Source organism: Bacillus sp. EKM501B (assembly GCF_011800505.1).
Classification (GTDB): Bacteria; Bacillota; Bacilli; order Bacillales; family Bacillaceae_G; genus Bacillus_A; species Bacillus_A cereus.
The window spans coordinates 1-25444 of record NZ_JAALFZ010000002.1 but is presented as its reverse complement, the minus strand read 5'-3'; the positions used below and the strand labels follow the sequence as shown (position 1 = coordinate 25444).

Sequence of the window (25444 nt, the reverse complement as noted above, 5' to 3'; positions counted from 1 at the left end):
ATGAGTAAAATTCGAGTGCATGAATATGCAAAAAAACATAATATCTCAAGTAAAGATCTTATGACAAAACTAAAAGAAATGAATATCGAGGTTTCGAATCATATGACAATGTTAGACGATGAAGTAGTAAATAAATTAGATAATGAATATCAAACTGAAAAACCTTCTGTTGCAGATGAGTTTGAAGTAGAAGAAAAAGTTGTTCGCAGTAAAAAGAACAGCAATAAGAAAAAGAAAAAAGGCAAAGGAAACGAAGACAAACGTCAAGAGAACTTTGCTGGTAGACAACAAACTCAAATTGTAGAAACACCAGATAAAATTACTTTCTCTGGAAGCCTTACAGTAGGAGATCTTGCTAAAAAATTAAGCAAAGAGCCATCTGAAATTATTAAGAAGCTCTTCATGCTTGGAATTATGGCAACAATTAACCAAGACTTGGATAAAGATACAATTGAGTTAATTGCTAACGACTACGGTATTGAAGTAGAAGAAGAAGTAATTGTAAGCGAGACTGAGTTTGAAACATTCATTGATGAGCAAGATGATGAAGAGAACTTAAAAGAACGTCCAGCTGTAGTTACAATCATGGGACACGTTGACCATGGTAAAACAACATTACTGGATTCTATTCGTAACTCAAAAGTAACTGCAGGCGAAGCGGGTGGAATTACTCAGCATATCGGTGCATATCAAGTTGAAGTAAACGATAAGAAGATTACATTCTTAGATACACCTGGTCACGCAGCATTTACAACGATGCGTGCTCGTGGGGCACAAGTAACGGATATTACAATCCTTGTTGTTGCAGCGGATGACGGTGTTATGCCACAAACGGTTGAAGCAATTAACCATGCGAAGGCAGCAGGAGTACCAATTATTGTTGCTGTGAATAAAATGGATAAACCAGCTGCAAACCCTGATCGCGTAATGCAAGAACTAACTGAATATGAATTAGTTCCAGAAGCTTGGGGCGGAGATACTATTTTCGTACCAATTTCTGCAATTCAAGGCGAAGGCATTGACAACTTACTAGAAATGATCCTTCTTGTAAGTGAAGTAGAAGAATATAAAGCAAATCCAAACCGCTATGCAACTGGTACAGTAATCGAAGCACAGCTTGATAAAGGTAAAGGAACTATCGCGACATTACTTGTTCAAAATGGTACGCTTCGAGTTGGAGATCCAATCGTTGTTGGAACTTCATTCGGACGTGTTCGTGCAATGGTAAGTGATATTGGTCGTCGTGTAAAAGTTGCTGGTCCATCAACTCCTGTTGAAATTACTGGTTTAAACGAAGTACCACAGGCTGGAGATCGTTTCATGGCATTTGCTGATGAGAAGAAAGCTCGTCAAATTGGTGAATCACGTGCACAAGAAGCGTTAGTTGCACAACGTGGTGAGAAATCTAAATTAAGCCTTGAAGATTTATTCCAACAAATCCAAGAGGGCGATGTAAAAGAAATTAACTTAATCGTAAAAGCAGACGTACAAGGTTCTGTTGAAGCGATGGCAGCATCACTTCGTAAAATTGATGTTGAAGGCGTAAAAGTTAAAATCATTCACACTGGTGTAGGTGCGATTACAGAATCTGATATCATTTTAGCTTCTGCATCTAATGCAATTGTAATTGGATTTAACGTACGTCCAGATGTGAACGCGAAGCGTACAGCTGAATTAGAGAACGTTGATATTCGTTTACACCGTATTATTTATAAAGTAATCGAAGAGATTGAAGCAGCTATGCAAGGTATGCTTGATCCAGAATTCGAAGAAAAAGTAATCGGTCAAGCAGAAGTTCGTCAAACGTTTAAAGTAACAAAAGTTGGAACAATCGCAGGTTGTTACGTAACAGACGGTAAAATTACGCGTGATAGTGGCGTACGTATTATCCGTGACGGCGTAGTAATTTTCGAAGGACAACTTGATACGTTAAAACGTTTCAAAGACGACGTAAAAGAAGTTGCACAAAACTATGAGTGTGGTATTACAATTGAGAGATATAATGATCTTAAAGAAGGGGACATCATTGAAGCGTACATTATGGAAGAAGTGAAGCGATGATTATCGCTTCACTCTCATTCGAGTGTATGATTTACGATGTGCATTCTTTAAAAGAGAAACGTGCAATTTTACAACGTGTGTTAACTCGTGTAAAACAGCGCTATAATGTAGCTGTTTCTGAAGTTGGGCACCAAGATGTATGGCAACGTACAGAAATTGCAGTTGTTTCCGTATCCTCAAATCGTGTTATCTGTGAGAAAGAAATGAATCGTGTACTTGAGTACATCGATTCATTTCCTGAAATTGAACGTACAATAACACATTTGGAATGGTATTGAATGAGGTGAAGAGTTATGAAATTACGTGCGAACCGTGTGGGCGAGCAAATGAAAAAAGAATTAGGCGACATTATCAGTCGTAAAATTAAAGACCCACGTATTGGATTTGTTACAGTAACTGATGTACAAGTGAGTGGTGATTTACAAATTGCTAAAGTATATATTTCTGTTTTAGGTGATGAAGAACAGAAAGAAAATACTTTAAAAGGTTTAGCGAAGGCAAAAGGCTTTATTCGTTCAGAAATTGGCCAACGTATTCGTCTTCGTAAAACACCAGAAATTACCTTTGAGTTTGATGAGTCTATCGGATATGGTCATCGAATTGATACACTTTTACATGAAATTAATAAAGACGGTAAACGTGAAGAATAATGGATAGACATTTGTCTATCCATTTTTTCAATGCAAAATAAGTTTTGGATATTTACTACGAGAGAATTATGATGAGGTGAACATATATGGAAGGTGTAGTATTATTACATAAGCCAAAAGGCATGACATCACATGATTGTGTATTTAAATTAAGAAAGATATTGCGAGAAAAGAGAATTGGTCATACGGGAACATTAGACCCTGATGTAACAGGAGTATTACCAATTTGCGTTGGAAGAGCAACGAAAATTGCACAATTTTTAACAAGTGAAACGAAAACATATGAAGGTGAAGTAACATTAGGGTTTTCAACGACAACTGAAGATGCTTCTGGTGAGGTTGTTGAAACGAAAAATGTAGATCGTACTATTACTCGTAAGGAAGTAGAGAAAGTCCTTGCGGAATTAACAGGCACGATTGAACAAATGCCACCAATGTTCTCGGCTGTAAAAGTAAACGGGAAAAAATTATACGAATATGCAAGAGCAGGGCAAGAGGTGGAACGTCCAGTTCGTACAATTACAATTCATGAATTCATATTACTTGATGATCGTGAAGTTTTTGAAGGAGAAAATATTTCATTCCGTTTCCGTGTAACGTGTAGTAAAGGAACATATGTAAGAACGTTAGCTGTAATGATCGGGGAAAAACTTGGTTTCCCATCACATATGTCGCACCTTATAAGAACGGCATCTGGTGAATTTTTATTAGAAGATTGCATATCATTTGAAGAAATTGAAGAAAACGTGCAAAATGGAACAGTAGAGTCTATCTTCATTTCAATTGATGAAGCATTAAGTAAGTTTCCAAAAATGGTTGTAGATGAAAAGCAAGCAGAGAAAATAAAGAATGGTATGTTCTTAAAAAATGAATTAGAAATAACAGCACCATTTATTACAGTGTTTGATAAAAATGATCGTTGCTTAGCAATTTATGAACATCATCCGAAACATCCTGGTATGTTAAAGCCGATGAAAGTACTTGTGAATAATCAAGAACTAAAGCTATAATGAATTATTGGAAGGATTATTACAGAAAAAGGTGAATTCAAGCGTGAAACTTATTCATTTAACTCATCCACATGAACAAAATAAATTAGAATTACCACCTACTGTAATGGCATTAGGATTTTTTGATGGCATTCATTTAGGACATCAATGTGTAATTCGAACTGCGAAAAAAATAGCGGACGACCGAGGATATAAAAGTGCAGTTATGACATTTCATCCTCATCCATCTGTTGTTTTAGGAAAAAAGGATGCGCATGTGGAGTATATTACACCGATGCGCGATAAAGAAAAAATAGTCGAAAGCTTAGGAATCGACATATTATATGTAATTAAATTTGATGAATCATTTGCAGGGTTATTACCGCAACAATTTGTAGATGATTATATTATTGGTTTAAATGTAAAGCATGTAGTAGCAGGGTTTGATTATTCATATGGACGTTTAGGAAAAGGAAAGATGGAGACTTTACCATTTCATGCAAGAGGGGAGTTTACACAGACTGTGATTGAAAAAGTTGAATTTCAAGAAGAGAAAGTAAGTTCTACAGCATTACGAAAGTTAATTCGAAATGGCGAAATGGAGCAAATTCCATCTATTTTAGGTAGAGCCTATACTGTAGCGGGAACAGTTATACACGGCGACAAACGTGGACGTCAAATTGGTTTTCCAACAGCTAATGTAGGTTTAAGTGATGAGTATTTATTGCCACCTGTAGGTGTTTATGCAGTGAGATTAAAAGTTCACGGTGAATGGTACGATGGTGTATGTAATATTGGATATAAACCGACTTTTAAAGAAGATGAGCGTCAATTATCAATTGAAGTGCATTTATTTGAATTTAACAAAGATATATACGATCAAAATGTTACAGTAGAGTGGCATATGCGTATAAGAGCAGAAAAGAAATTCAACGGTATTGATGAGTTAGTTGAACAGATCGCAAAAGATAAGAAAACAGCCCAAGAATATTTTGTGAGCGAAAAGAATATACTTGCTTTTTCAAATGAAAAGTAGTATTCTATGTTATGTACTTTATGACAACCATTGCTTGGCATTGCGACTCACCGACGCTTGCTAGGTAATTGGGGGTTTAATTAATAGGAGGTGAAATAGGATGGCTTTAACACAAGAGCGTAAAAATGAAATCATTGCACAATTTAGAACTCATGAGACTGATACTGGTTCTCCAGAGGTTCAAATTGCTGTCCTAACGGAGCAAATTAACACTCTAAACGAGCACTTACGTACTCACAAGAAAGATCATCATTCACGTCGTGGTCTATTAAAGATGGTTGGTAAACGTCGTAACTTACTAACTTACCTTCGTAATAGCGATATCACACGTTACCGTGAATTAATCACAAAGCTTGGCTTACGTCGATAGTCAAAGAAGCGGGAATATTCCCGCTTTTTTGTTAGGTAAAAATATATCTTCTACGCTTTATAGCTTACTTAATTTTAGGCAATACTAGAGGTAGAATATTGTGATATACTATCCATTTACATAGAAGAATTGAATACTTTAAATTGAGAGGGGTACTTAAATGAGTCAAGAAAAGCAAGTCTTCTCGATAGATTTAGCTGGTCGCCAGCTAACAGTTGAAACTGGTCAGCTTGCAAAACAAGCGAACGGAGCAGTATTAGTAAGATATGGCGATACAGCGGTTCTATCTACAGCAACTGCATCAAAAGAAGCAAAAAATGTAGATTTCTTCCCACTTACAGTAAACTATGAAGAGCGTTTATATGCAGTCGGAAAAATTCCTGGCGGTTTCATTAAACGTGAAGGTCGTCCAAGTGAAAAAGCAATTTTGGCAAGTCGTTTAATCGACCGTCCAATCCGTCCACTTTTCGCAGATGGTTTCCGTAACGAAGTACAAGTTGTCAGCATCGTAATGAGTGTTGATCAAGATTGTTCTTCTGAAATGGCAGCTATGCTTGGTTCTTCATTAGCGTTATCGATTTCAGATATTCCATTTGAAGGTCCAATCGCGGGTGCAACAGTTGGTCGTATTAACGGCGAATTCGTTATCAACCCAACAGTAGAACAGCAAGAACAAAGTGATATTCACCTTGTTGTAGCTGGTACGAAAGATGCAATTAACATGGTTGAAGCAGGAGCAGATCAAGTGCCTGAGGAAACAATGTTAGAAGCAATTATGTTTGGTCATGACGAAATTAAACGTCTAATTGCATTCCAAGAAGAGATTGTACAAGCTGTAGGTAAAGAGAAATCAGAAGTGAAACTTTATGAAGTTGACGCTGATCTTAACCAAGCTGTACGTGAAATGGCTGAAGAAGATATGCATTCAGCAATTCAAGTACATGAGAAACATGCACGTGAAGATGCAATTAACGAAGTGAAAAAGCGTGTTATTGAGCATTACGAAGCGCAGGAAGCTGACGCTGATACATTAGGACAAGTAAATGAGATTTTATATAAAATTGTAAAAGAAGAAGTACGTCGTCTTATTACAGTTGAAAAAATCCGCCCAGATGGCCGTAAAGGTGACGAAATCCGTCCATTAGCATCAGAGGTTGGCATTTTATCTCGTACACACGGTTCTGGTTTGTTCACTCGTGGACAAACACAAGCATTAAGTATTTGTACATTAGGTGCATTAGGCGATGTGCAAATTTTAGATGGTCTTGGTGTAGAAGAATCAAAACGCTTTATGCACCATTACAATTTCCCATCATTTAGTGTTGGTGAAACTAGACCAATGCGTGGACCAGGTCGTCGTGAAATCGGTCACGGTGCACTAGGAGAACGCGCACTTGAGCCTGTAATTCCATCTGAAAAAGATTTCCCATACACAGTACGTCTTGTATCTGAAGTTTTAGAATCAAATGGTTCTACTTCACAAGCAAGTATTTGTGGTAGTACTTTAGCAATGATGGATGCTGGTGTTCCACTTAAAGCTCCAGTTGCAGGTATTGCAATGGGTCTAGTTAAAACTGGTGAGCATTACACAATTTTATCTGATATTCAAGGTATGGAAGATCATTTAGGTGATATGGACTTTAAAGTAGCAGGTACAGCACAAGGTGTAACTGCACTACAAATGGACATTAAAATCGATGGTCTATCTCGTGAAATTTTAGAAGAGGCATTACAACAAGCGAAAGTTGGTCGTGTGCACATTCTAAATCATATGTTATCTGTTATTCCAGAGCCACGCACTGAATTATCAGCGTACGCTCCAAAGATTATTACAATGACAATTAATCCAGATAAAATCCGTGACGTTATTGGACCGAGCGGTAAACAAATCAATAAAATTATTGAAGAAACTGGCGTTAAAATTGACATCGAGCAAGATGGCACAGTATTCATTTCTTCAATAAACCAAGAAATGAACGACAAAGCTAAGAAAATTATCGAAGATATCGTTCGCGAAGTACAAGTAGGTGAAATCTACGAAGGAAAAGTGAAACGTGTTGAGAAATTCGGTGCTTTCGTTGAATTATTCAGCGGTAAAGATGGATTAGTTCACATTTCTGAACTTGCACTTGAGCGTGTAGGTAAAGTAGAAGACGTTGTAAAAATCGGTGACGTAATTACGGTTAAAGTTATCGAGATTGACAAGCAAGGTCGTGTTAATCTATCTAGAAAAGTATTGCTAAAAGAAGAGCAAGAAAAAGAAGCTGCTAAAGAAGAAAACAAACAAGAGCAGCAATAAGCGAAAGCCAGTTTAACTGGCTTTTTTTGTTATGTAAAAATATGATTTATATATATTTTTATGTCAGTATAGGTATAGTTTTCATTATAACGCTCAAATTAACAAAGATAAGAAGAAAAATGTTTTTTTATATAGTTAATTTGGGAGGGTTTATATGAAAGTTCGTATATTGGCATACATATGTATATTTTCTTTATATGTCAGTTTAGGCTCTTATTCTGTTTTTGCACAGGATAACTTATATGAAGAAATTCAAAAGCATGCAAAACAATATGAGATTGCACCTCAAAATGCGATGATTGATAAGATATGGAAAGCAACACCAGGATATAATGGAAGACAAGTTGATATGGAAGCATCCTATAACAATATGAAGAAGCTAAAGGAATTTGATCAAAAACACCTTGAATTTAAGGAAGTATCACCGAGTGTCCACTTAGAAGATTTATCACCTGCTCCAATTTATAGGGGGCATCCGAATAAAAAGATGGTGGGATTAACAATAAATGTGGCATGGGGAAACGAGTATTTGCCTCGTATATTAGAAATATTGAAAAAGCATGATGTGAAGGCGACTTTCTTTTTAGAAGGACGTTGGGTGAAAGAAAATTTACGATTTGCAAAAATGATTGTCGATGCAAATCAAGAAGTCGGAAATCATTCTTATACGCACCCTAATATGAAAACGCTATCGTCTGATGAAATACGAGAGCAGTTACAAAAAACAAATCGAATGATTGAAGCTGCTACGAATCAAAAGGTGAGATGGTTTGCCCCGCCGAGTGGAAGTTTTCGGGATGAAGTCGTGAAAATCGCTGATGATTTCCAAATGGGAACGATTATGTGGACTGTCGATACAATCGATTGGAAGCGACCTGAGCCAGATGTACTATTGCAGAGAGTAATGAGAAAAATACACCCAGGTGCTATCGTATTAATGCATCCTACTTCGTCCACGGCAGAAGCATTAGATACAATGATTAAAAAATTGAAGGAACAAGGATATAAAGTAGGGAATATAACAGAATTACTGGATGAAAAACGTGTGGATTAAATACATTTGCATGACATTCATCCTTAAACTTGTTATCATTAAATAATAGCACTTATTTAGAGAAACTGGCAGTAGGAGGAAAGTTTTTGATTAAAAAATATACTTGTAAAAATGGTGTAAGAATAGTTATGGAGAATATACCAACTGTAAGATCGGTTGCGATTGGTATTTGGATCCATGCGGGATCAAGAAATGAAAATGAAAAAAATAACGGGATTTCTCACTTTTTAGAGCATATGTTCTTTAAAGGGACAGAAACACGTAGTGCACGCGAAATTGCAGAATCATTTGATAGTATTGGTGGGCAAGTGAATGCTTTTACTTCAAAAGAGTACACTTGTTACTATGCAAAAGTGCTAGATGAACATGCTAAATATGCTTTAGATGTATTAGCTGACATGTTCTTTAATTCAACATTTGATGAAGAAGAATTGAAAAAAGAGAAGAATGTCGTATGTGAAGAAATTAAAATGTACGAAGATGCTCCAGACGATATTGTGCATGATATGTTAACGAAAGCAACATATGAAACGCATCCGCTTGGATATCCTATTTTAGGAACAGAAGAAACACTTGATACGTTTACAGGTGATACGCTACGCCAATATATTAAGGATCATTATACACCTGAAAATGTAGTTGTTTCAGTTGCAGGAAATATTGATGAAGCCTTCTTACAAACGGTAGAGCAATATTTCGGTAGTTATGAAGGAACAACAAACCGTGAACAAGTACATAGTCCAATTTTCCATTTTAACAAAGTAGCACGTAAAAAGGAAACAGAACAAGCTCATTTATGTTTAGGATATAAAGGCTTACAAATGGGACACGAAGATATTTATAACTTAATTGTATTAAATAACGTTTTAGGCGGTAGTATGAGTAGCCGTTTATTCCAAGAAGTACGTGAGCAACGTGGGTTAGCTTACTCAGTATTTTCTTACCATTCTTCTTATGAAGATACAGGTATGTTAACACTGTATGGTGGAACAGGTAGTCAACAATTAGATACACTGTATGAAACAATGCAAGAAACATTAGAAACATTGAAAAATACAGGTATTACAGAAAAAGAGCTTATTAATAGTAAAGAGCAATTAAAAGGAAACTTAATGTTAAGTTTAGAAAGTACGAATAGTCGTATGAGCCGTAATGGTAAAAATGAATTGCTACTTCGTAAGCATCGTTCACTTGATGAGATTATCGAAAGTGTAAACACTGTAACAAAAGAAAATGTAGATGGGTTAATTCGTAACATGTTTACAGATGAATTCTCTGCAGCATTAATTAGTCCAGATGGAAAACTTCCAAAAGGAATAAAACTATAATCAACTTTTACGATGTATCTGAAAATAACCTTCTCTCTTTTTAAATGAGAGAAGGTTATTTTTTTTATACATATAGAATAGGTACTAATTATAGACAATGCAAATGAAAAATTTAGTAGGGGAGTGGAGTGAGTATGCGATTAAGTGAATTAAGCGGTAAAGAGGTTGTAGATTTAGAAAAAGCGGAAAAAATGGGAGCCTTAGGTTATATGGATTTAGAGATTAATGAGAAAGACGGACAAATACAAACACTTATAATACCTGTAGGGAAGTGGGGAGGTTTTAAAAAGGAACCACAAGAAGTAAGAGTGGCATGGAGTCAAATAAAGAAAGTCGGACACGATATGCTTCTTTGTGATAGTATAGATCGTTCAAATTCGGAGTGAAGGATGGCCATTTTGGTCATCTTTTTTTGTATCTACATAGAAACCTGATAAATCATATGTGCATTTGGATTTTCAATCACCATAAACTCGTACATTACATATGATGTGGAGGAAAAAGAAAAAGTAGGCACTTTTCTTATAAATGACAGAAAAAGAAGGTGAATTAGGGAATGTTGACTGAGATGCATATTGCTGTCATAGGAGGAGATGCAAGGCAGCTAGAAGTAATTCGTAAGCTAGTTGAATTGGATGCGAAACTTTCTTTGATAGGTTTTGATCAGTTAGATCATGGTTTCACAGGGGCAGCAAAAGAAAGTATACAAAATTTAGATTTCACTTCTGTAGACGCAATTATTTTGCCGGTTGCCGGTACAAATGCCAAAGGAGAAGTAGATACTATTTTTTCAAATGAAAAAGTTTCAATAACGAAAGAACAAATTGAAAATACACCAGAACACTTTACTATATATTCAGGTATTGGTACACCTTACTTGGAAAATCTCGTATCTACTACGAATCGAAAACTTGTTAAATTATTTGATCGTGATGATGTAGCAATATACAATTCTATTCCAACGGTAGAAGGTACATTAATGATGGTAATTCAACATACCGACTATACAATTCATGGGTCCAATGTAATGGTTCTAGGATTTGGGAGAACAGGAATGAGTGTTGCGAGAGCATTTCAATCATTAGGAGCCCATGTCAAAGTTGGAGCAAGACGATCTGAACATATTGCACGTATTACAGAAATGATGTTTTCTCCTTTTCATATGCAAGACATAGAGAAAGAAGTAGGAAATATCGATATTGTAATTAATACGATTCCGCATCTCGTTGTAACAGCGAATGTTATTGCAAAAATGCCAGCTCATACGTTAGTGATTGATTTAGCTTCTAAACCAGGCGGTACCGACTTTAGATATGCGGAAAAAAGAGGAGTCAAAGCATTGCTAGCACCTGGATTACCAGGTATTGTTGCCCCAAAAACGGCTGGGCAAATTTTAGCAAATGTTCTTTCTCAGTTATTAGCAGCAGATGCAATTGCGAAGGAGGAGGAAAAGAAATGAGTTTGAAGGGGAAACGAATTGGTTTCGGATTTACAGGTTCACATTGTACGTACGAAGAAGTAATGCCTCATTTAGAAAAATTAATTGCTGAGGGAGCAGAAGTACGTCCTGTTGTTTCTTACACTGTTCAATCAACAAATACTAGATTTGGAGAAGGAGCAGAGTGGATTAAGAAGATTGAAGAAATAACAGGTTTTAAAGCAATTAATTCAATCGTTGGTGCAGAACCACTAGGACCTAAAATTCCACTAGATTGTATGGTAATTGCACCACTAACAGGGAATTCTATGAGTAAATTTGCAAATGCAATGACAGACTCTCCAGTATTAATGGCAGCGAAAGCGACGTTAAGAAATGGCAAGCCTGTCGTATTGGCTGTTTCGACGAATGATGCTCTAGGGCTTAATGGAGTAAATCTAATTACACCAACAAGGTGACGACAAAGCATAAACGCTTATATGTCGCCATCTTGAGGGAGCTTAGGGTAAAGCACAAGTTCGAAATCATCAAGCCTTTGCCACTTTTCCTTTTTATAAACAGCCTTTTCTAAAACTGACTTTAGGAGGCTGTTTTTCTTTTTTGGATCATCTGTTTTAAAGTACAGATCAAGAACATGCTCCACTTGAGGTATTGTGTCTTTCTTGACTTTTTCCTTCTTTATTTCGGTTTTAATTTCTTTCTTTAAGTTTTCCATAGTGGAAGTAATTTCAGTTATACGGTCAGAAACTACATTCGAGCGTTCTAAAAACATATCGACTGTGTAAACGCCACGTTCTAATAAATCATGTAAATTATTTTTTTGTTTTTGGACATCCACTAATTCTTTTTCAAGCTTGCGTAATGCAGCTTCATTCATTTGAATAACTTGTGTTTCTTTTAATTTGTCATCTTGCTTATGTTTTTCAAAATCAGCTTTATAATTGATGTACCATTCTTTTAATGCCTCGAGTAAACGCTTCTCAATTAATTCAGTATAACTTGATTTGTTTTCACAGCCGCGGTGTTTACAGTCCATCGTTTCTTTTCGATTCTTTGGATAACGTTGTACCATACTGTAACCACATTTAGCGCATTTAATAATACCAGCCAATGGATTTTTTATTCCGTTCGTATTGTAGGGAATGTGATATCTTGAGTTTAATTTTTCTTGTACTTGTTCAAATAAACTTTCCGGTATGATTGGCTCATGTTTGCCATCAGCAATAATCCAATCTGATTTATCTTGTCTTGCACAACTACGTTTCACAGCGTCAGGACGTTTTACTTCTTTTCGCTTTTGCCACGTTACTTTTCCGATGTACACATTGTTTTTTAATATATCCAAGATGCTGTAGGGGTTCCATTCATTACCTAGCTTACTTTTGTAGCCAAGATCATTTAACTTGCTCCTAATTGCATTTGCTCCCATATCCTCATTTGCATACCAATCAAATATCATTCTAACGACAGAGGCTTCTTCTGAATTAATTGTTAAAGTACGTTCTCGCTTATTTAAACGATGGATATCATATCCGAATGGTGCATGTGTGCCAAGGTAATTACCAGCCTCTACACTTGCGACACGACCGCGTTGCATACGTCTCGTAATAATCTTTAATTCTTTACGTGCCATAAATGCTTCAAATTCGCTGTATTCTTCATCCCACTCATCATTAAGGTCATAAGTCTTCCTAGGTGTCATAATCTTCGTATTCGAGCGTTTAAACGTCTCTAAAATGATTCCTTGCTCTTTCATACCACCACGACCCAAACGGTCCATATCCATACAAAGAACAACATCATATTTATTATCTTCAATCTCTTCAAGTAGCGCTAACATCTCAGGGCGTTTCACTAAGCTCTCACCAGAAACGATTTCCTCACGAACAGATAAAACATTTAAGTTCATTTCCTTGGCAATTTTCAGCAGGGTAGTTCGATGTTTTGCTAAAGTTTCGCCTTCACCGCGTGCTTCGGCCTCGAGATCAGCACGGGATTTACGTAGGTAGATTGCGGTTTTCATAGGAATTCCCCTCCCTTTAATAGCTATTATAAACTCTAATAATGAATATAGAATTATTCTTTTCGGATAAGAATATATGTTCTTTTTTATGTTAGAAGAAAAGCCCGCAAAAAGGGCTGTAAGAAACTATTTTTGTTAGTCTAATTTGAATGTGCTGTTACAGTATCCGTATCATCCTCAATCTTGTTTTCGTTTACGATTTTTCTGTATTTCAAAAATACTTTTGAATCGAAATCACATATAAAGAATACATCGTTATCCTTATAGAACTCTGAGAAGTAAACAGTTCTTTTATTATCGATTATATATCCATGTTTTAATTTCTCAGTTTTAATTTTCGCTTCACTTACTAGTGATACAGAGTATTCATGTTGTACTTTGATTTTGTGTTTATTAATTATTATAGTATATAAAGGGAACAGCATAATTAAGAAGAAAAATGTTGTAATTATAGTTTTAATACTAGGGTCTATATAAAAAGAATAGCTAAATAAAATACTATGTACGAAAATCCCACTAACTACTGTGAACATAAATATATTATCGAATTTTGTTTTATCGATTTTTTTCGATTCCGAAGCACGTAAAGCAGATACAAGAATTCTAATTAAGAAAAATCCCCATATTATTAGTAGTAAAAAAGCAATAATACCAATAATACCAATCCATTCATTATTTAAATGAAAGGTTTCAAGAGCAAGGTACAGTAGCAATGTAACAGAAATATTGAAAATAACAAATAGTATGTCCCCCATAATAAAACGCCATATTTGTAGGTTTTTTTGTTGTATTTTTTCTAAAAATAGTTGGTCAATTTCATTAATGGTTGTGATTTTAAGGTTTTTATTAAATATATAAGTAATCAAGGCAAGAACCGCTGTTCCAAGTGCCGCTATTCCAGCGGCTGATTTTATAAGAGTTTCAATTGGTAAATTCAAATTGTATTTCCTTCTTTCATTTAATTTTTCTTGCAATAACCTTTACACATTTTTAAACGAGCAAATCCACCCGGAATCTCATAAATCTCTGCAACTTCTTGAATAGTTAAACGAGTATCTTTATAAGCAGAAACCATTTCATCAGTTAGTAATAACTCCACAGCAAATGTATTTGCTTCAATCTCTAATCAATCTAGAGAAAACAAGGTTTTACTTCTTAAAAATGGAGTAATAGCTTTTGAGTGTAATAGGACACATTCTAATGCAAACTTTAGATTACGATAAAAATTCTTCTACAATTGCTTTACTTTTTTCATATAGGATAGATCTATCATCAATGATGGCATGAACATGCATTAGATTGAGATGACTTAATCCGTCCGTTTCTAATTTTTTATAATATCGCTGTTATTTATTTCACTTTCTATCCAACATAAGCCCACTAATTTTATTAAAAAAATCTAAACACCTTTTTTCAAGTGGTTTAATCACCTGATTTGTTGCACCTCGCTATTTTATCTTGATAATCAAGTGCCTGTTTTTTTTGCAATCGGATTGTCATCCATTTTTTCTAATTGAGATAAAGCAGAACGTGCTGTATCGCAATCCATTTTTTCAATTTCTTGTCTCTCGAATCGTTCACGGCGAGAGGCTGCTGCCCTATCGAAAGCTTCCTCTTTCTCCTTTGGATCAGCGGCTTGAAGTTTTCTTATTTGCTCCTCCTTGAATCGCTCCAATTCGGGTCCTTCTATTTTGGGTACTGATTGATTACTGGAATCATTTTCTTCCGTTTGACGTTGGGCTTCAGCTTCTTGACGTTGTTGTTCTTCTTGTTTTATTTTTTCTTCTACCTGACGTTGTTCTTCCGCACTCTTTGTTTCTTCTTGTGCGTGTTGTTCGTCTTCTTTAACTGGATTGTTAGTATCACAACCAACTAGTCCAATAGATAAAAAGAGCGCTGTAAATGGTACTAGGTACTTTTTCATTATTAATCCTCCATAAGTTAATAGAATTGCATCTGCTTTCTTAACAAATATAGGTTTTTAAACGGGCGAATCCTCCAGGAATCCCATAAATCTCCGCAACTTCTTGAATAGATAAACGAGTATCCTTATAAGCAGAAATCATTCCATCGGTAAGTAACAATTCCACAGCAAATGTATTTGCTTCAATTTCTAAGCGATCCACTGAAAAGAAGGTTTGGTTACGCAAGAAGGGAGTATTTGCTTTAGGATGAAGTACAGCATGACCTAATTCATGTGCACAAACAAATCGTTGAGTAGTTTCGTTAATTTAATTATTAATATGAATGAATTTAAAGCGTTTATAAGTGTTGTAAAAACCAAGAGTATTCCCAAGGTCTTCGAACAACACTATAATACTTTTTCGTTTAGCAATTTCAAAGGGGTTTGTTGTGTCGTGTTTTTTTACGATTTTGAGTACGTATTCTTTAATTTCCATTTCTCGCTCCGTTCAATCTTTTTTATACTTGTTTGGAGTGAATTTTTGTTTTGCTAATTGTTTTGCCATGCGCATAGAGTTTTCTAGAGAAATACGAATCATTTCTTTTGTATGTTCGTCTATTGGTTCTCCGTCAAACATTAAAGCATCTTCGCTATTTTCTAAGTCTTTTAAAGTTTTTTCTAAGTCACGAGCGATATCACGAGTATCTTTTTTGTTTAAATCAGGAAGTGCATTAGACATCCTTGATTCATCTTCTCTTCCTAATAAATAATCTGTTGTTACTCCTAAAACATTCGCTAAATCTTTTAGCATTTCGTTTGAGGGAGTGCTATGACCATTCTCATAGTTACTAATGGTGCCTTTAGTGGTATTTACTTTATCGGCTAATCCTTGCTGAGTGAGCTTACGCGTTTTACGCATCTCTTTTAATCTTTGTCTCAACATTTTTAGCACCTCCCGTTAATAAAAAGTACAAAGATATTGTACCTTATAAAGATGGATTGTAAAAATTTGTACAAGAATCTTATACATATAATAAAAGTACAAAATACTTATACAAGGAGCGAGACAGTGATCAAAAATATCAAATTAATTAGAGCTAGGAAAAAAAGTAAGTTAACCCAACAAAATCTTGCAAATAGAATGCAAGTTACAAAATCTACAATAAGTAATTGGGAAAATGGTTATAGTAATCCAAATCTTGAAAAGGCTATCAGATTAGCAACTATTCTTGGTCGTGATATAAAGGATTTAATTTGAGGTACAAGAGTACAAGAATCTTATACTTTAAGGTGGAAAGTAGGTGAGAAAATGCCATCAACTAACATGGCAGTACCAACAGAACCGTCGCATAAACATATAAAAAGCACTTCAAGAGGTGACACTATGAGCCAACAAGAAGAATATGCGGCGACTTATGAATTTGGAAAAACGAAAGTCCATGTCGTGGCTCCTGAGCCAAAATCACAAAAGGATATTGATAAAATCCGTCAAGCATATTACAAGGCTGGTTGGGCCATCATCAAAGAGATACAAGTAAAAGCAAACGTTGAGGAATAGTTCCTCTCTTTTTATACGAAAAGTAGACAAGTTACATATGTACTAAGTTCATTGTAACCATTTGAAAACTAAATATGGAGGCGAACAGATATGGGAACAAGCATATACTGCAATTCAGCAATAGGGGAATTATTACAGAATGCTAGAGAATGTTGTGACAATGTTCAGCTGAAAACAAAGAAAGGGTTATCTAAGTACCTGGGTATTACACATGAACGATTAACCCGTATTGAATCAGGACTTTCTAAACCAGAATTGGAACTTGCGATGGATTGGTGTCATGCAACAGGAGCAAAGTTGAATCAACAAGCAATCAAACATATTTATGGTGTTGGGTTGCCGCCTACAGATCCACGATTAACTCAAGATGTAAATCTACAATTGATGAACTACATTAAGCAAGCTGAAGAGGGAATTGCGGCAGCAAAAGAAATTATGAATCTACAAGTTACAACAAGGTCATGGAAGCATGATGAAAAGAAGAAACATGAATATGCAGTTCATGCAAAAGAAATCTTCGATACAATCCAAGCTACTCAATGTGTAGTACAAGCCCTTGAACAAGTTCATTTTGGCATTATGGAACAAATACAAAGAAGTTGGTTGCAAAAGGCTATGACGGAGAACGTTATTATTCAATCGGTGGATAGCTTAATGAATTTAACAAAGGTGCTGTAAAGGAGGAAGGAAAATGACAGTAGATTATAAGAAACCGAGTTTAAGAGAATACAAGGAATTAATTCGATATGATGCAAAACTAACGGGTGAAATTAAAATAGCAGAATTACTTAATGAAGATTCAAAAACAGTTGAATTAAAGCAAGAGAAGAAATTGTTGGGGATTCGAATCAAGATTATCGAAGCGTCATTTATTTTGAAACATAAATGGGCAAAAGAAAAAGCTACCGCCTAGACAACAGTAGCTGACAATATATTTTACAAAATAATTATATCATTATATTAATTTTTTGGGTAAATTAATGAACTTGTAGTTTCTTCCATTAAGTTTAATTTATACCGAAATAATAGATTTTTAATATTTTTATAAAAAATAGAAAAGTACTGTGCGTGTCGTTATGACCAGAAAGGAGATGTAATTTATGAATGATAAAAACAATCGTCTGCATGATTTAGTTCTTCCTGGGGATTTTTCATTTGCGAATAAACTTCGTAACTGTATGAGTGAATGTATTCATAACATGTTTAATGCAGAATCAACCGGAGAATCAAATCATTGGGAAGAAGAGCTGGAGCGATGTATAAGGGAATTTAAAATGCTTCGTGATACAAAAGAGGAACATGAGGCATCGATGAGTTATCGGGTAGTGATTAAAGATTTAAGAGCAAGAGGAGTTAACGCTTCGTTAGTAACACGTAGAAAATAAAAAAGATCTATCACTTGGCAGAGTGATAGACAAACGGTCTTGCAAAGATCTTAGGATTAATTATATCAAATTAGCATTCGTATAACAACGGAGTGTGCTACATGCTTTTAGACAAATCGTTACATAGAGTGTTGCTGAACCCTAAAGTGTTTCAACAAGCGACATCAGAGCAACACCTAATTTACTTAGTAAAACAATATCTCAAAATAGGATACAAGAATTATCGCTTATTACGTGTAGAGGACGGATTCGCGATATGTAAACGGGAGGATGAATAATATGGCAGTTTATAGACCAGTACATGTTTCATTTTGGCAGGATTCATTTGTTTTAGATCTTACACCGGAGGAGAAGTATTTCTACTTATATTTGATGACAAACAGTAAGACGTCTCAATCAGGAATCTATGAGCTTCCACTTCGTATCATTGAAACTGATACAGGATATAATCGTGAAACTGTTATGAAGCTATTAGAACGTTTTGCTGAATACGGAAAAATTAACTACAACCAAAAAACAAAAGAGCTGTTCTTAATCAACTGGTTAAAATTCAATCCAATTAAAAATGTAAACATTGAAAAGTGTGTCTTAAAAGAGATTCAATCTGTGAAGGACCAGGATTTTTTAGTTGATTTCTATGAAACTTGTTTGCAATTAGAAAAAGAGCAAGATTTTAAAATTCCTCGTATTAAGGAGTATTTATCAGTCCGTTTGGAGGGGCTTATAAGGGGCTTCCAAGACCCTAGCAAGGAAGAAGAAAAAGAAGAAAAAGAACAACAACAAGAAGAACGCGCAGGCGCGGAGGAAGTTGTTGAGGTTAATCCAATTTCTTTTTACGAGCAAAACTTCGGATTCATTACACCTTTTATCGCAGATGGTATTTATGCTTGGGTAGATGATTTAAATACAGAGCTAGTTATTAAGGCTATGGAGATTGCTTTAGAGAAGAATACGAGAAACATGTCTTACGTAAATACGATTTTAAGAGATTGGCATCTTAAAGGCTTTAAAACAGTAACTGATGTTGAGGCAGCTGATAAAGCATTTCGTGCTCAGCGATTAACAAAAGCTCAGCAACAGACACAAGCACCTTATCAACAAAAAGGCTTATCGGAAACTACTAAAAACGTAATACAGCAGCAACAAGCATGGGAGCAGAACATTCCAACAGAAGAAGAACTTGCAGTACTTAACCAACAGAATGCGTGGTTGGCCAAATGAGTAACGATATGATTCGTAATGTTGAAGCTGAACAAAGTGTTTTAGGTAGCATAATCCAAGAAGGCGATTTAATTAAAGATTGTCAGCTAAAGGTAAAACAGTTTTCTTTACCAACGCACCAAGTAATTTTCAAGGCAATGAGAGAATTAGAGGATGCTGAGGTTCCCGTAGATCTTGTTGCTCTCATTGGAAAATTCGATGAAAGCTTTATGCATCAAATTGGCGGAATTGAATTCTTTGTAAATCTAACAGAAGTTGTTACGACTACTAAAAATTTTTCGTATCACGAAGGCTTAGTTATTGAAGCTTGGAAAATGAGACATGCTCAAGAGGTTGCTGGTAATTTATATAATCGTCTTCAGCAAGAAAGAGATATGAGCGCTATTAGTACTTCGATTGATGAATTAAGCGCCATTGAGGAAACAGGTTATTCAGATGAATTTAATTTAAAGGAAACCCTAGTTGATCTGTATAAGAACATGCAAATTGATGTAGGAGATTTAACCGGTATACCAACTGGTTATGACGACTTGAACAGAATGACAGCAGGGTTACAAGAAGGTGATTTAATCATTGTCGGTGCCCGTCCTTCAATGGGGAAAACAGCATTTGTATTAAACGTTGCTTTTCATGCAGCAAGTGCTCATACAGCTACATGAATCTTTTCACTAGAGATGGGAGAAGAGCAGCTACTAAAGAGAATGATCTCAAGTACTGGAAATATAGATGCTACAAAATTAAAGAATCCTAAGAAGCTATGTAATTTAAAGGATTGGGAAAAGATTAGTCAAGCGATGGGATTAATTAATGATTTGCCATTAGAAATTTACGATAAAGCAAATGTCACGATGCAAGAGATTTACGCTAAAACTAGGAAATTAAAGCATAAGTACCCTGATAAAAAGGTTTTAATTGCAATTGATTACTTGCAGCTTATTGTAGGGGATCCAAAGCATAGAGGGAACCGCATGCAAGAAATCGGTGAGATTAGTCGTAAGTTAAAACTGATGGCAAGAGAGCTAAATGTATGTGTAGTTGCATTATCACAGTTAAGTCGTGCTGTAGAAAGTAGACAAGATAAGAGACCATTGCTATCAGATTTACGTGAGAATGGTCAAATTGAGCAAGATGCGGATTTAATAGCATTCTTATATCGTGAAGATTATTATGACCGCGAGACAGAAAATAAAAACATAACAGAAATTATTTTAGCGAAACAAAGGGACGGTCCAGTTGGTGTTGTTGAACTAGCATTCATTAAAGAATTTAGTAAGTTTGTAAATTTAGAGAGAAAGTTCAATCATCAACAGGAGGCTTAATCATGTTGTTACGTCAGGAAGTAGAACGTAGAAAACTAATGATCATTCGTAAATTATTGGGTTTAGGATTAGCTGAAATTAATGGACAAACATTAGATCAATTAACGTTAACGCAGCTTGAAGGGATTCTAATAGCAAGTTTGCAGGTATTGGAGGGGAAAAAACAATGCCAAAGCAATTAACAATTTTTGACGTGGAGCCAGTTGTATCATTTGATCCTAAGAAAGCTCATATTCACCGTTTGAATTCAAAATTACGGTATGCAGATGTGGTTGTGCAAATACCACGCCAAGTCAAAGCGATTGATGAATTAAAACCAACGACAGCGCCTGATGAACGTTATGAGTTGTTTGAAGATTACACAATTGGGATTTGGCGTTATAAGCGAGTGGAGGATAAACAATTTGTATGGGAAGAGGCAGAAAAAATGTGTAAGCAAGCAAGGGATGAAAAAAAGCCGATTCCAATTCGGCTCCATCTATCACTGGAACAATCATTTGTTCCGGAGAATGTTGTGCAATATCTATAGACAAATAAAAAAAGCTGAGATTACTCTCAACTTACTTCGACAAAGTAATTATAACATATGGGAGTGATCTTGGTGGGAATTAGAAAAGAAAATATTGTTGAAATGACAGCTGAAATAGATTTGAAAATAAACGGAATATATATCGTTAAAAATGGTCGGGTTCAGCTAATAGAACCACCTCAAAGTGGATTTGGTGAACAATCATTTGTATATCAAAGTGGAAAAGTAATTCGGATGGAAGAGCGGAAAACACAGTTATTATAATCAAATTTGAATTTTATTAAGAAAGAGAGATAGGGAATGTAATTCGTAAAAAGGCGTTTTACTAGATTAGGAACACTAGCAAAACGCCTTGTGGGTAGTACATCATACCCATCAAGCTAACCAAAATAGGTGGCTCGACTTGAACTAGCAATTGTACCTGCCCAACCGCTAAAAACTACTAATAATTAAAAAAACTTTTTACATAACAATTTAATCCTTTATAGAAAACTACGAGGGGTTAAATTGTTCAAAGAGTATTCCATTTGAGGTCTAATTAATTTAAGTTCTTAAATGAAAATTTGAGGGAAACATTCACGAACACCAGAATTTCTTAATGAATTAAATAATGCTGCACTGATTCTTAATAGGACGTTGTTATCAGTTCCATCTTCTAAATCGTATATTACAAAGTATGAGTTATCGACTGTGAAAATACATTTTCGTTCTAATTTAAATCCAGGCGGTACAGTTGGAAGTGTATCAACTGGTACAATTACAGGTGTATCTCCTTCATCTCTGATAAAATTGAACGTTTGCTCGTCAATTTCATAGATATTAACTGGATCAATTTCTACACCTTTATCTGGAATTGTAATTTCATCTTCAACTAATAAGAAAAAACGTTGGTTTCGAAAATTGAAAAGAGATCTTGCTCCAATTTCAAATGATGCCATTTTATATTAACCTCCTTAGCAACTTTTTATAGGTTTAAAGTTACTTTTATACAATATGTTAGATTAATAGATTTGGTTACGGCACGTACTACGTAAATTACTAAATTAGGGGTCTCGCCCTATGTCTATCAAGCTAAGGTTATGAAGTATTCCAAAAACGATAACAGAGCTTCGGTGTTACAAGAAAGTTAAAATTTTCGTTCTGGGGAATCTATAAAATTTTAACTTGATGGCGATGGGGTAGTACATGTTTTTTGGGGGAAAGCGTATTAAAAAATAAATAAAAGCGTTATTTTATAGTGATGCAAAAAGAGTACATATCGAATATGTACTCTTGAAAAAAGGAAGTGTAAATAAGTGATGAAACACTATACTACAACATATGCTTGTCTCATTTAAAAGTGCAAGGAATATAACAAAATAGTTATTTTGTTATATAAAAAACATGCACAAAAATTGTGCATGTAAAGTAAAAGCTATGTCTTGTCTATGTAAATATATGCTTAGTTTATATAAATCGTGTGTATGTTTGAACGAAATGGTTATTTGCAAATATAAAGAGCGCTTTTTAAGGCGCTCCATGACCAAAACTAAAATTGAAAAAGAATACCACATGATATTTTATGTATGTTCTTAATACATGTGCAGATCTTTCTTTTGCACAACAAAGCAGCTAGTTAATAAAACTAACTGCTTGTTGTACAAAAGAAACGCTGCGCTTACAGAAATAGTTTGTAACTTTAAGTTGCAAAAATAGTATGAACAGGTTTGAAAATGTTATGCGGAAATGAAAGAAAATAAAAAAGAGCACCATGCATAAGTGCTCTTTAAGATAGGAGGTAACACTTTGAGCTGGATGTTTAGGTTAAAAGTATATGATGTAGAAACGGAATAAGACCTAAAACTTATTTTTAACTAAATGCAAAAGAGCAGCTAGCAAAAGCTAACTGCTCAAATAAGGAAATCGGAGAAAGATAACCATGTGTCTACATTATTGACGGAATATTGAGTTTTATTCAAGGGATAGATATTCATAATTTTTAAATAAACGATAATATCTATGTAATACACGGAATATTTAAAGTTTATAAGGGAGAAAGGAGGTATAGGTGGTATGAAAAAAAAGAATGCCAGGGTAGTTAGGGTATTTATAGCAGGTCCATTTTTTAATGATGAACAACTTAACAGGATAAAGAGACTAGAAAATGCGCTTGGTAACAATCCTTTTGTTGCAGATATTTTTTCAGCTAGATTTTATCAACATGAACATTTAACTTTTGGATCTATGGAGTGGAGAACTGTAGTTTTTCATAACGATTTAAAATATTTAAGAAGAGCGGATGTAGTAGTGGCAATTCATGATTTTGTGAATGGATGTGTAGATAGTGGCACGGCTTTTGAACTTGGTTACGCATATGCATTCCAAAAGCCTATTATTTTGATAAAAGAAAAAGAAAGTATACCTAATCTTATGTTAATTGAAAGCTTACATGCCTATCTGGCAAATATAGAAGATATTGTGACGTATGACTTCATTAATATGCCACGTATTCCATATAAAGGGCCACTAGTGTGAATTTTTTCAGTCTCTTAGATGTATTAAGAGACTGGTTTATTTAATAAAACTCAACAAAATAATCCTTTTCTAATAAAAGGTTACTAAAATATGAGAAAATGATATAATAATCCAAATTACACATTTAGTCCTACTGGAAGAACCAGCGGACATCGAACTATAAGAGCATTAGTGATATTGCTCTGTAGTTTGGTGTCCGCTTTCTTGTTTTTATTAATAAAATATATAAGGGGTGTTTTTATATATGACGCAATTAACTTTCTTACCTAAAATTGATCGCAAAGCAACGCAGACTCGTTTAGAAGAGATTCTTGAAAATGTTCGTATTTATAGACAATTTGGGATGATTAGACATGAGATGAAGGTTACAGCATCTAGCGAGGTAAGATATCACGGTCCGACAAATATAGTAGGGAAGCCAGCTGAAGATATTGCTTTAGCAAATGTTGCTATGAGTGAAAGAGAAGTGAAACTACAACGTTTATCTTTTCAAATTGATAAGGCGTTAAGTCGTTTTAGTAAAAACCAAAGGGATATTATTGTAAAACGATATTTAGAAGATGAAGAAGTCTTTGATTACATGATTTATAACGAAATTGGTATGAGTGAGCGTACGTATAGACGGAATAAATCTAATGCTTTTTATAAATTAGCTTTTGCTCTTAGATTAGAAGTATATGAGGCAGAAGAAAGTGGAGGTAATGAATAATGAATTTTGTTCAACCAATACGTGACCCAGAGCAAATACAGCAGTTAAAAGAGTATTTTAAGGAAAAGAGCTTACGTAATTACATTCTCTTCATTATGGGTATTAATACAGGATTGAGAATCTCGGACATTTTGAAATTGAAAGTAGGAGATGTCAAAGATAGTCATATATCTATGCGGGAAAAGAAAACAGGGAAACAGAAGCGAATACAAATTACTGCAGCACTGAAAAGAGAGCTTAAATGGTTTATCAAAGAAAGGGAAGATAATGAGTACCTATTGAAAAGTAGACAAGGTAGAAATCGTCCAATCGGTCGTAGCATGGCATATAAGATATTAAGTGGAGCAGCGGCAGAGTTTGGATTAGATGAAATCGGAACGCATACCCTAAGAAAGACGTACGGGTACCATATGTACATGCAAACAAAAAACATAGCATTACTCATGGAGATATTCAATCACTCGTCAGAGAAGGTCACGTTACGTTATATAGGTGTTAACCAAGATGCAATGGATAAAGCAATGACTAGGTTTAAAATTTAATTATTGCTTATTTCTTTTTCATTAAAAGTTAAGCACCCCAAATCCCCTTAAAAAAGTTGTATTTGGAATATTGTAACAAAATAAAAAAAGACCCTACAAGAGAGTCTTTCATCAGCTAATATTAAGCTTTTTGAACATTAGTAGCTTGTAGGCCACGTTGTCCTTGTTCTACTTCAAACGTTACACTTTGTCCTTCGTCTAAAGATTTGTAACCGTCGATTTGGATAGCTGAGAAATGTACGAATACGTCTTCTCCACCTTCACGCTCGATGAATCCAAAACCTTTTTCTGCATTAAACCATTTTACTTTACCTTGTTCCATAATTGTTGCCTCCTAGTGTGGATACCCACACATATGTTACTACCCTTGCTCAAATACCTTAGACGAAAAACAAAATTTATTCTTAATCTCAAGCCAAACAAAAATAGGTCTTTCTTAAATTAACACACTTTCTAAAAAATAGCAAATTTCAAAAATAAGTCCTTATGGTAATTAGCTACTAATAGTTGTTGCTG

Annotated in this window: 28 protein-coding genes and 5 pseudogenes; 25 read left to right on the top strand and 8 right to left on the bottom strand. The window is 34.9% G+C overall.

Annotated elements, in window-relative coordinates:
* The 12 genes and pseudogenes from infB to dpaB form a co-directional block, all read left to right on the top strand.
* Window positions 1–2061, top strand: a complete 2061-nt coding sequence (infB, locus tag HFD78_RS04825; protein ID WP_000036343.1) for a translation initiation factor IF-2 — start codon at window positions 1–3, stop codon at window positions 2059–2061.
* Entirely contained in the window at window positions 2058–2339 is a 282-nt protein-coding gene (locus tag HFD78_RS04820) for a DUF503 domain-containing protein (protein ID WP_000582367.1), read from the top strand. Before infB ends, HFD78_RS04820 begins: the two co-directional genes overlap by 4 nt.
* A 15-nt stretch (window positions 2340–2354) precedes the next feature.
* A complete protein-coding gene (rbfA, locus tag HFD78_RS04815) occupies window positions 2355–2711 on the top strand; it encodes a 30S ribosome-binding factor RbfA (RefSeq protein ID WP_000776437.1) in 357 nt (118 codons plus the stop codon).
* Window positions 2712–2797: 86 nt separating this feature from the next.
* The gene (gene truB / locus HFD78_RS04810) at window positions 2798–3721 is read left to right on the top strand and encodes a tRNA pseudouridine(55) synthase TruB (RefSeq protein WP_000399348.1); all 924 of its coding nucleotides are present in this window, start codon (window positions 2798–2800) and stop codon (window positions 3719–3721) included.
* Window positions 3722–3764: 43 nt separating this feature from the next.
* Window positions 3765–4736, top strand: a complete 972-nt coding sequence (ribF, locus tag HFD78_RS04805) for a bifunctional riboflavin kinase/FAD synthetase (protein WP_000766704.1) — start codon at window positions 3765–3767, stop codon at window positions 4734–4736.
* 100 nt (window positions 4737–4836) lie between these two features.
* Window positions 4837–5106 carry a 30S ribosomal protein S15 gene (rpsO, locus tag HFD78_RS04800; RefSeq protein ID WP_001229392.1) on the top strand — a complete coding sequence of 90 codons (270 nt, stop codon included), beginning with the start codon at window positions 4837–4839 and terminating at the stop codon, window positions 5104–5106.
* Between the two features lie 160 nt (window positions 5107–5266).
* Window positions 5267–7405, top strand: coding sequence for a polyribonucleotide nucleotidyltransferase (gene pnp / locus HFD78_RS04795; RefSeq protein ID WP_000076737.1), 2139 nt, complete (start codon window positions 5267–5269; stop codon window positions 7403–7405).
* Between the two features lie 154 nt (window positions 7406–7559).
* Window positions 7560–8459 carry a polysaccharide deacetylase family protein gene (locus HFD78_RS04790; protein WP_000868232.1) on the top strand — a complete coding sequence of 300 codons (900 nt, stop codon included), beginning with the start codon at window positions 7560–7562 and terminating at the stop codon, window positions 8457–8459.
* A gap of 86 nt (window positions 8460–8545) precedes the next feature.
* A complete protein-coding gene (locus HFD78_RS04785; RefSeq protein WP_000592989.1) occupies window positions 8546–9787 on the top strand; it encodes a M16 family metallopeptidase in 1242 nt (413 codons plus the stop codon).
* Window positions 9788–9921: 134 nt separating this feature from the next.
* Window positions 9922–10173, top strand: coding sequence for a YlmC/YmxH family sporulation protein (locus HFD78_RS04780; protein ID WP_001239760.1), 252 nt, complete (start codon window positions 9922–9924; stop codon window positions 10171–10173).
* 170 nt (window positions 10174–10343) lie between these two features.
* Window positions 10344–11246 (top strand): dipicolinic acid synthetase subunit A, encoded by a 903-nt coding sequence (dpaA, locus tag HFD78_RS04775; protein ID WP_000954735.1) that lies wholly within the window; start codon window positions 10344–10346, stop codon window positions 11244–11246.
* Window positions 11243–11668, top strand: a pseudogene (gene dpaB, locus HFD78_RS04770) (dipicolinate synthase subunit B); the annotation flags it as partial. The gene dpaA and the pseudogene dpaB, both read left to right, overlap by 4 nt.
* Window positions 11669–11700: 32 nt before the next feature.
* Here the strand turns inward: dpaB and HFD78_RS04765 are convergent.
* The 6 genes and pseudogenes from HFD78_RS04765 to HFD78_RS04740 form a co-directional block, all read right to left on the bottom strand.
* Complete coding sequence (locus HFD78_RS04765; protein ID WP_000844792.1) at window positions 11701–13248, bottom strand: recombinase family protein; 1548 nt, start codon at window positions 13246–13248, stop codon at window positions 11701–11703.
* A gap of 140 nt (window positions 13249–13388) precedes the next feature.
* Window positions 13389–14186 carry a hypothetical protein gene (locus HFD78_RS04760; RefSeq protein WP_002197071.1) on the bottom strand — a complete coding sequence of 266 codons (798 nt, stop codon included), beginning with the start codon at window positions 14184–14186 and terminating at the stop codon, window positions 13389–13391.
* Between the two features lie 20 nt (window positions 14187–14206).
* Window positions 14207–14437: pseudogene (locus HFD78_RS04755) on the bottom strand (ImmA/IrrE family metallo-endopeptidase); the annotation flags it as partial.
* Window positions 14438–14713: 276 nt separating this feature from the next.
* On the bottom strand, window positions 14714–15172 hold the full coding sequence (locus tag HFD78_RS04750; protein ID WP_238797725.1) for a hypothetical protein: 459 nt from the start codon (window positions 15170–15172) through the stop codon (window positions 14714–14716).
* 40 nt (window positions 15173–15212) lie between these two features.
* Window positions 15213–15647: pseudogene (locus tag HFD78_RS04745) on the bottom strand (ImmA/IrrE family metallo-endopeptidase).
* A gap of 12 nt (window positions 15648–15659) precedes the next feature.
* Window positions 15660–16094, bottom strand: a complete 435-nt coding sequence (locus HFD78_RS04740) for a helix-turn-helix domain-containing protein (protein WP_000946008.1) — start codon at window positions 16092–16094, stop codon at window positions 15660–15662.
* A gap of 126 nt (window positions 16095–16220) precedes the next feature.
* On the opposite strand from HFD78_RS04740, the gene HFD78_RS04735 reads away from it, so the two are divergent.
* From HFD78_RS04735 to HFD78_RS04690, 10 genes and pseudogenes are all read left to right on the top strand, one after another.
* Window positions 16221–16409, top strand: coding sequence for a helix-turn-helix transcriptional regulator (locus tag HFD78_RS04735; protein WP_000594460.1), 189 nt, complete (start codon window positions 16221–16223; stop codon window positions 16407–16409).
* Window positions 16410–16460: 51 nt separating this feature from the next.
* Window positions 16461–16709 (top strand): hypothetical protein, encoded by a 249-nt coding sequence (locus tag HFD78_RS04730; RefSeq protein ID WP_001141266.1) that lies wholly within the window; start codon window positions 16461–16463, stop codon window positions 16707–16709.
* A 90-nt stretch (window positions 16710–16799) separates the two neighbouring features.
* Window positions 16800–17387: a transcriptional regulator gene (locus HFD78_RS04725; protein ID WP_000537280.1), complete on the top strand. Its 588-nt coding sequence runs from the start codon at window positions 16800–16802 to the stop codon at window positions 17385–17387.
* A gap of 13 nt (window positions 17388–17400) precedes the next feature.
* Window positions 17401–17622, top strand: a complete 222-nt coding sequence (locus HFD78_RS04720) for a hypothetical protein (protein ID WP_000215315.1) — start codon at window positions 17401–17403, stop codon at window positions 17620–17622.
* A gap of 187 nt (window positions 17623–17809) precedes the next feature.
* Window positions 17810–18094 (top strand): hypothetical protein, encoded by a 285-nt coding sequence (locus tag HFD78_RS04715; protein ID WP_000998371.1) that lies wholly within the window; start codon window positions 17810–17812, stop codon window positions 18092–18094.
* A gap of 279 nt (window positions 18095–18373) precedes the next feature.
* Window positions 18374–19315, top strand: a complete 942-nt coding sequence (locus HFD78_RS04710) for a DnaD domain-containing protein (protein WP_000312135.1) — start codon at window positions 18374–18376, stop codon at window positions 19313–19315.
* Window positions 19312–20634, top strand: a pseudogene (gene dnaB / locus HFD78_RS04705) (replicative DNA helicase). The gene HFD78_RS04710 and the pseudogene dnaB overlap by 4 nt, the downstream one beginning before the upstream one ends.
* Window positions 20635–20636: 2 nt before the next feature.
* Window positions 20637–20826, top strand: a pseudogene (locus HFD78_RS04700) (hypothetical protein).
* On the top strand, window positions 20801–21163 hold the full coding sequence (locus HFD78_RS04695) for a hypothetical protein (protein ID WP_001125997.1): 363 nt from the start codon (window positions 20801–20803) through the stop codon (window positions 21161–21163). Before HFD78_RS04700 ends, HFD78_RS04695 begins: the two are co-directional and overlap by 26 nt.
* A gap of 72 nt (window positions 21164–21235) precedes the next feature.
* Window positions 21236–21427 (top strand): DUF3954 domain-containing protein, encoded by a 192-nt coding sequence (locus HFD78_RS04690; protein ID WP_000512843.1) that lies wholly within the window; start codon window positions 21236–21238, stop codon window positions 21425–21427.
* Between the two features lie 287 nt (window positions 21428–21714).
* Here HFD78_RS04690 and HFD78_RS04685 read toward each other — a convergent pair whose 3' ends face one another.
* On the bottom strand, window positions 21715–22101 hold the full coding sequence (locus tag HFD78_RS04685) for a hypothetical protein (protein ID WP_000135754.1): 387 nt from the start codon (window positions 22099–22101) through the stop codon (window positions 21715–21717).
* Window positions 22102–23215: 1114 nt separating this feature from the next.
* Here HFD78_RS04685 and HFD78_RS04680 point away from each other — a divergent pair.
* The 3 genes from HFD78_RS04680 (at window position 23216) to HFD78_RS04670 (ending at window position 24928) form a co-directional block, all read left to right on the top strand.
* Entirely contained in the window at window positions 23216–23677 is a 462-nt protein-coding gene (locus HFD78_RS04680) for a nucleoside 2-deoxyribosyltransferase (protein ID WP_000728626.1), read from the top strand.
* Between the two features lie 244 nt (window positions 23678–23921).
* On the top strand, window positions 23922–24386 hold the full coding sequence (locus HFD78_RS04675; RefSeq protein WP_000192853.1) for an ArpU family phage packaging/lysis transcriptional regulator: 465 nt from the start codon (window positions 23922–23924) through the stop codon (window positions 24384–24386).
* The gene (locus tag HFD78_RS04670; protein WP_001012156.1) at window positions 24386–24928 is read left to right on the top strand and encodes a site-specific integrase; all 543 of its coding nucleotides are present in this window, start codon (window positions 24386–24388) and stop codon (window positions 24926–24928) included. Before HFD78_RS04675 ends, HFD78_RS04670 begins: the two co-directional genes overlap by 1 nt.
* Before the next feature lie 121 nt (window positions 24929–25049).
* Here HFD78_RS04670 and HFD78_RS04665 read toward each other — a convergent pair whose 3' ends face one another.
* Window positions 25050–25250, bottom strand: coding sequence for a cold-shock protein (locus HFD78_RS04665; RefSeq protein WP_000434821.1), 201 nt, complete (start codon window positions 25248–25250; stop codon window positions 25050–25052).
* Window positions 25251–25444: the final 194 nt, after the last annotated feature.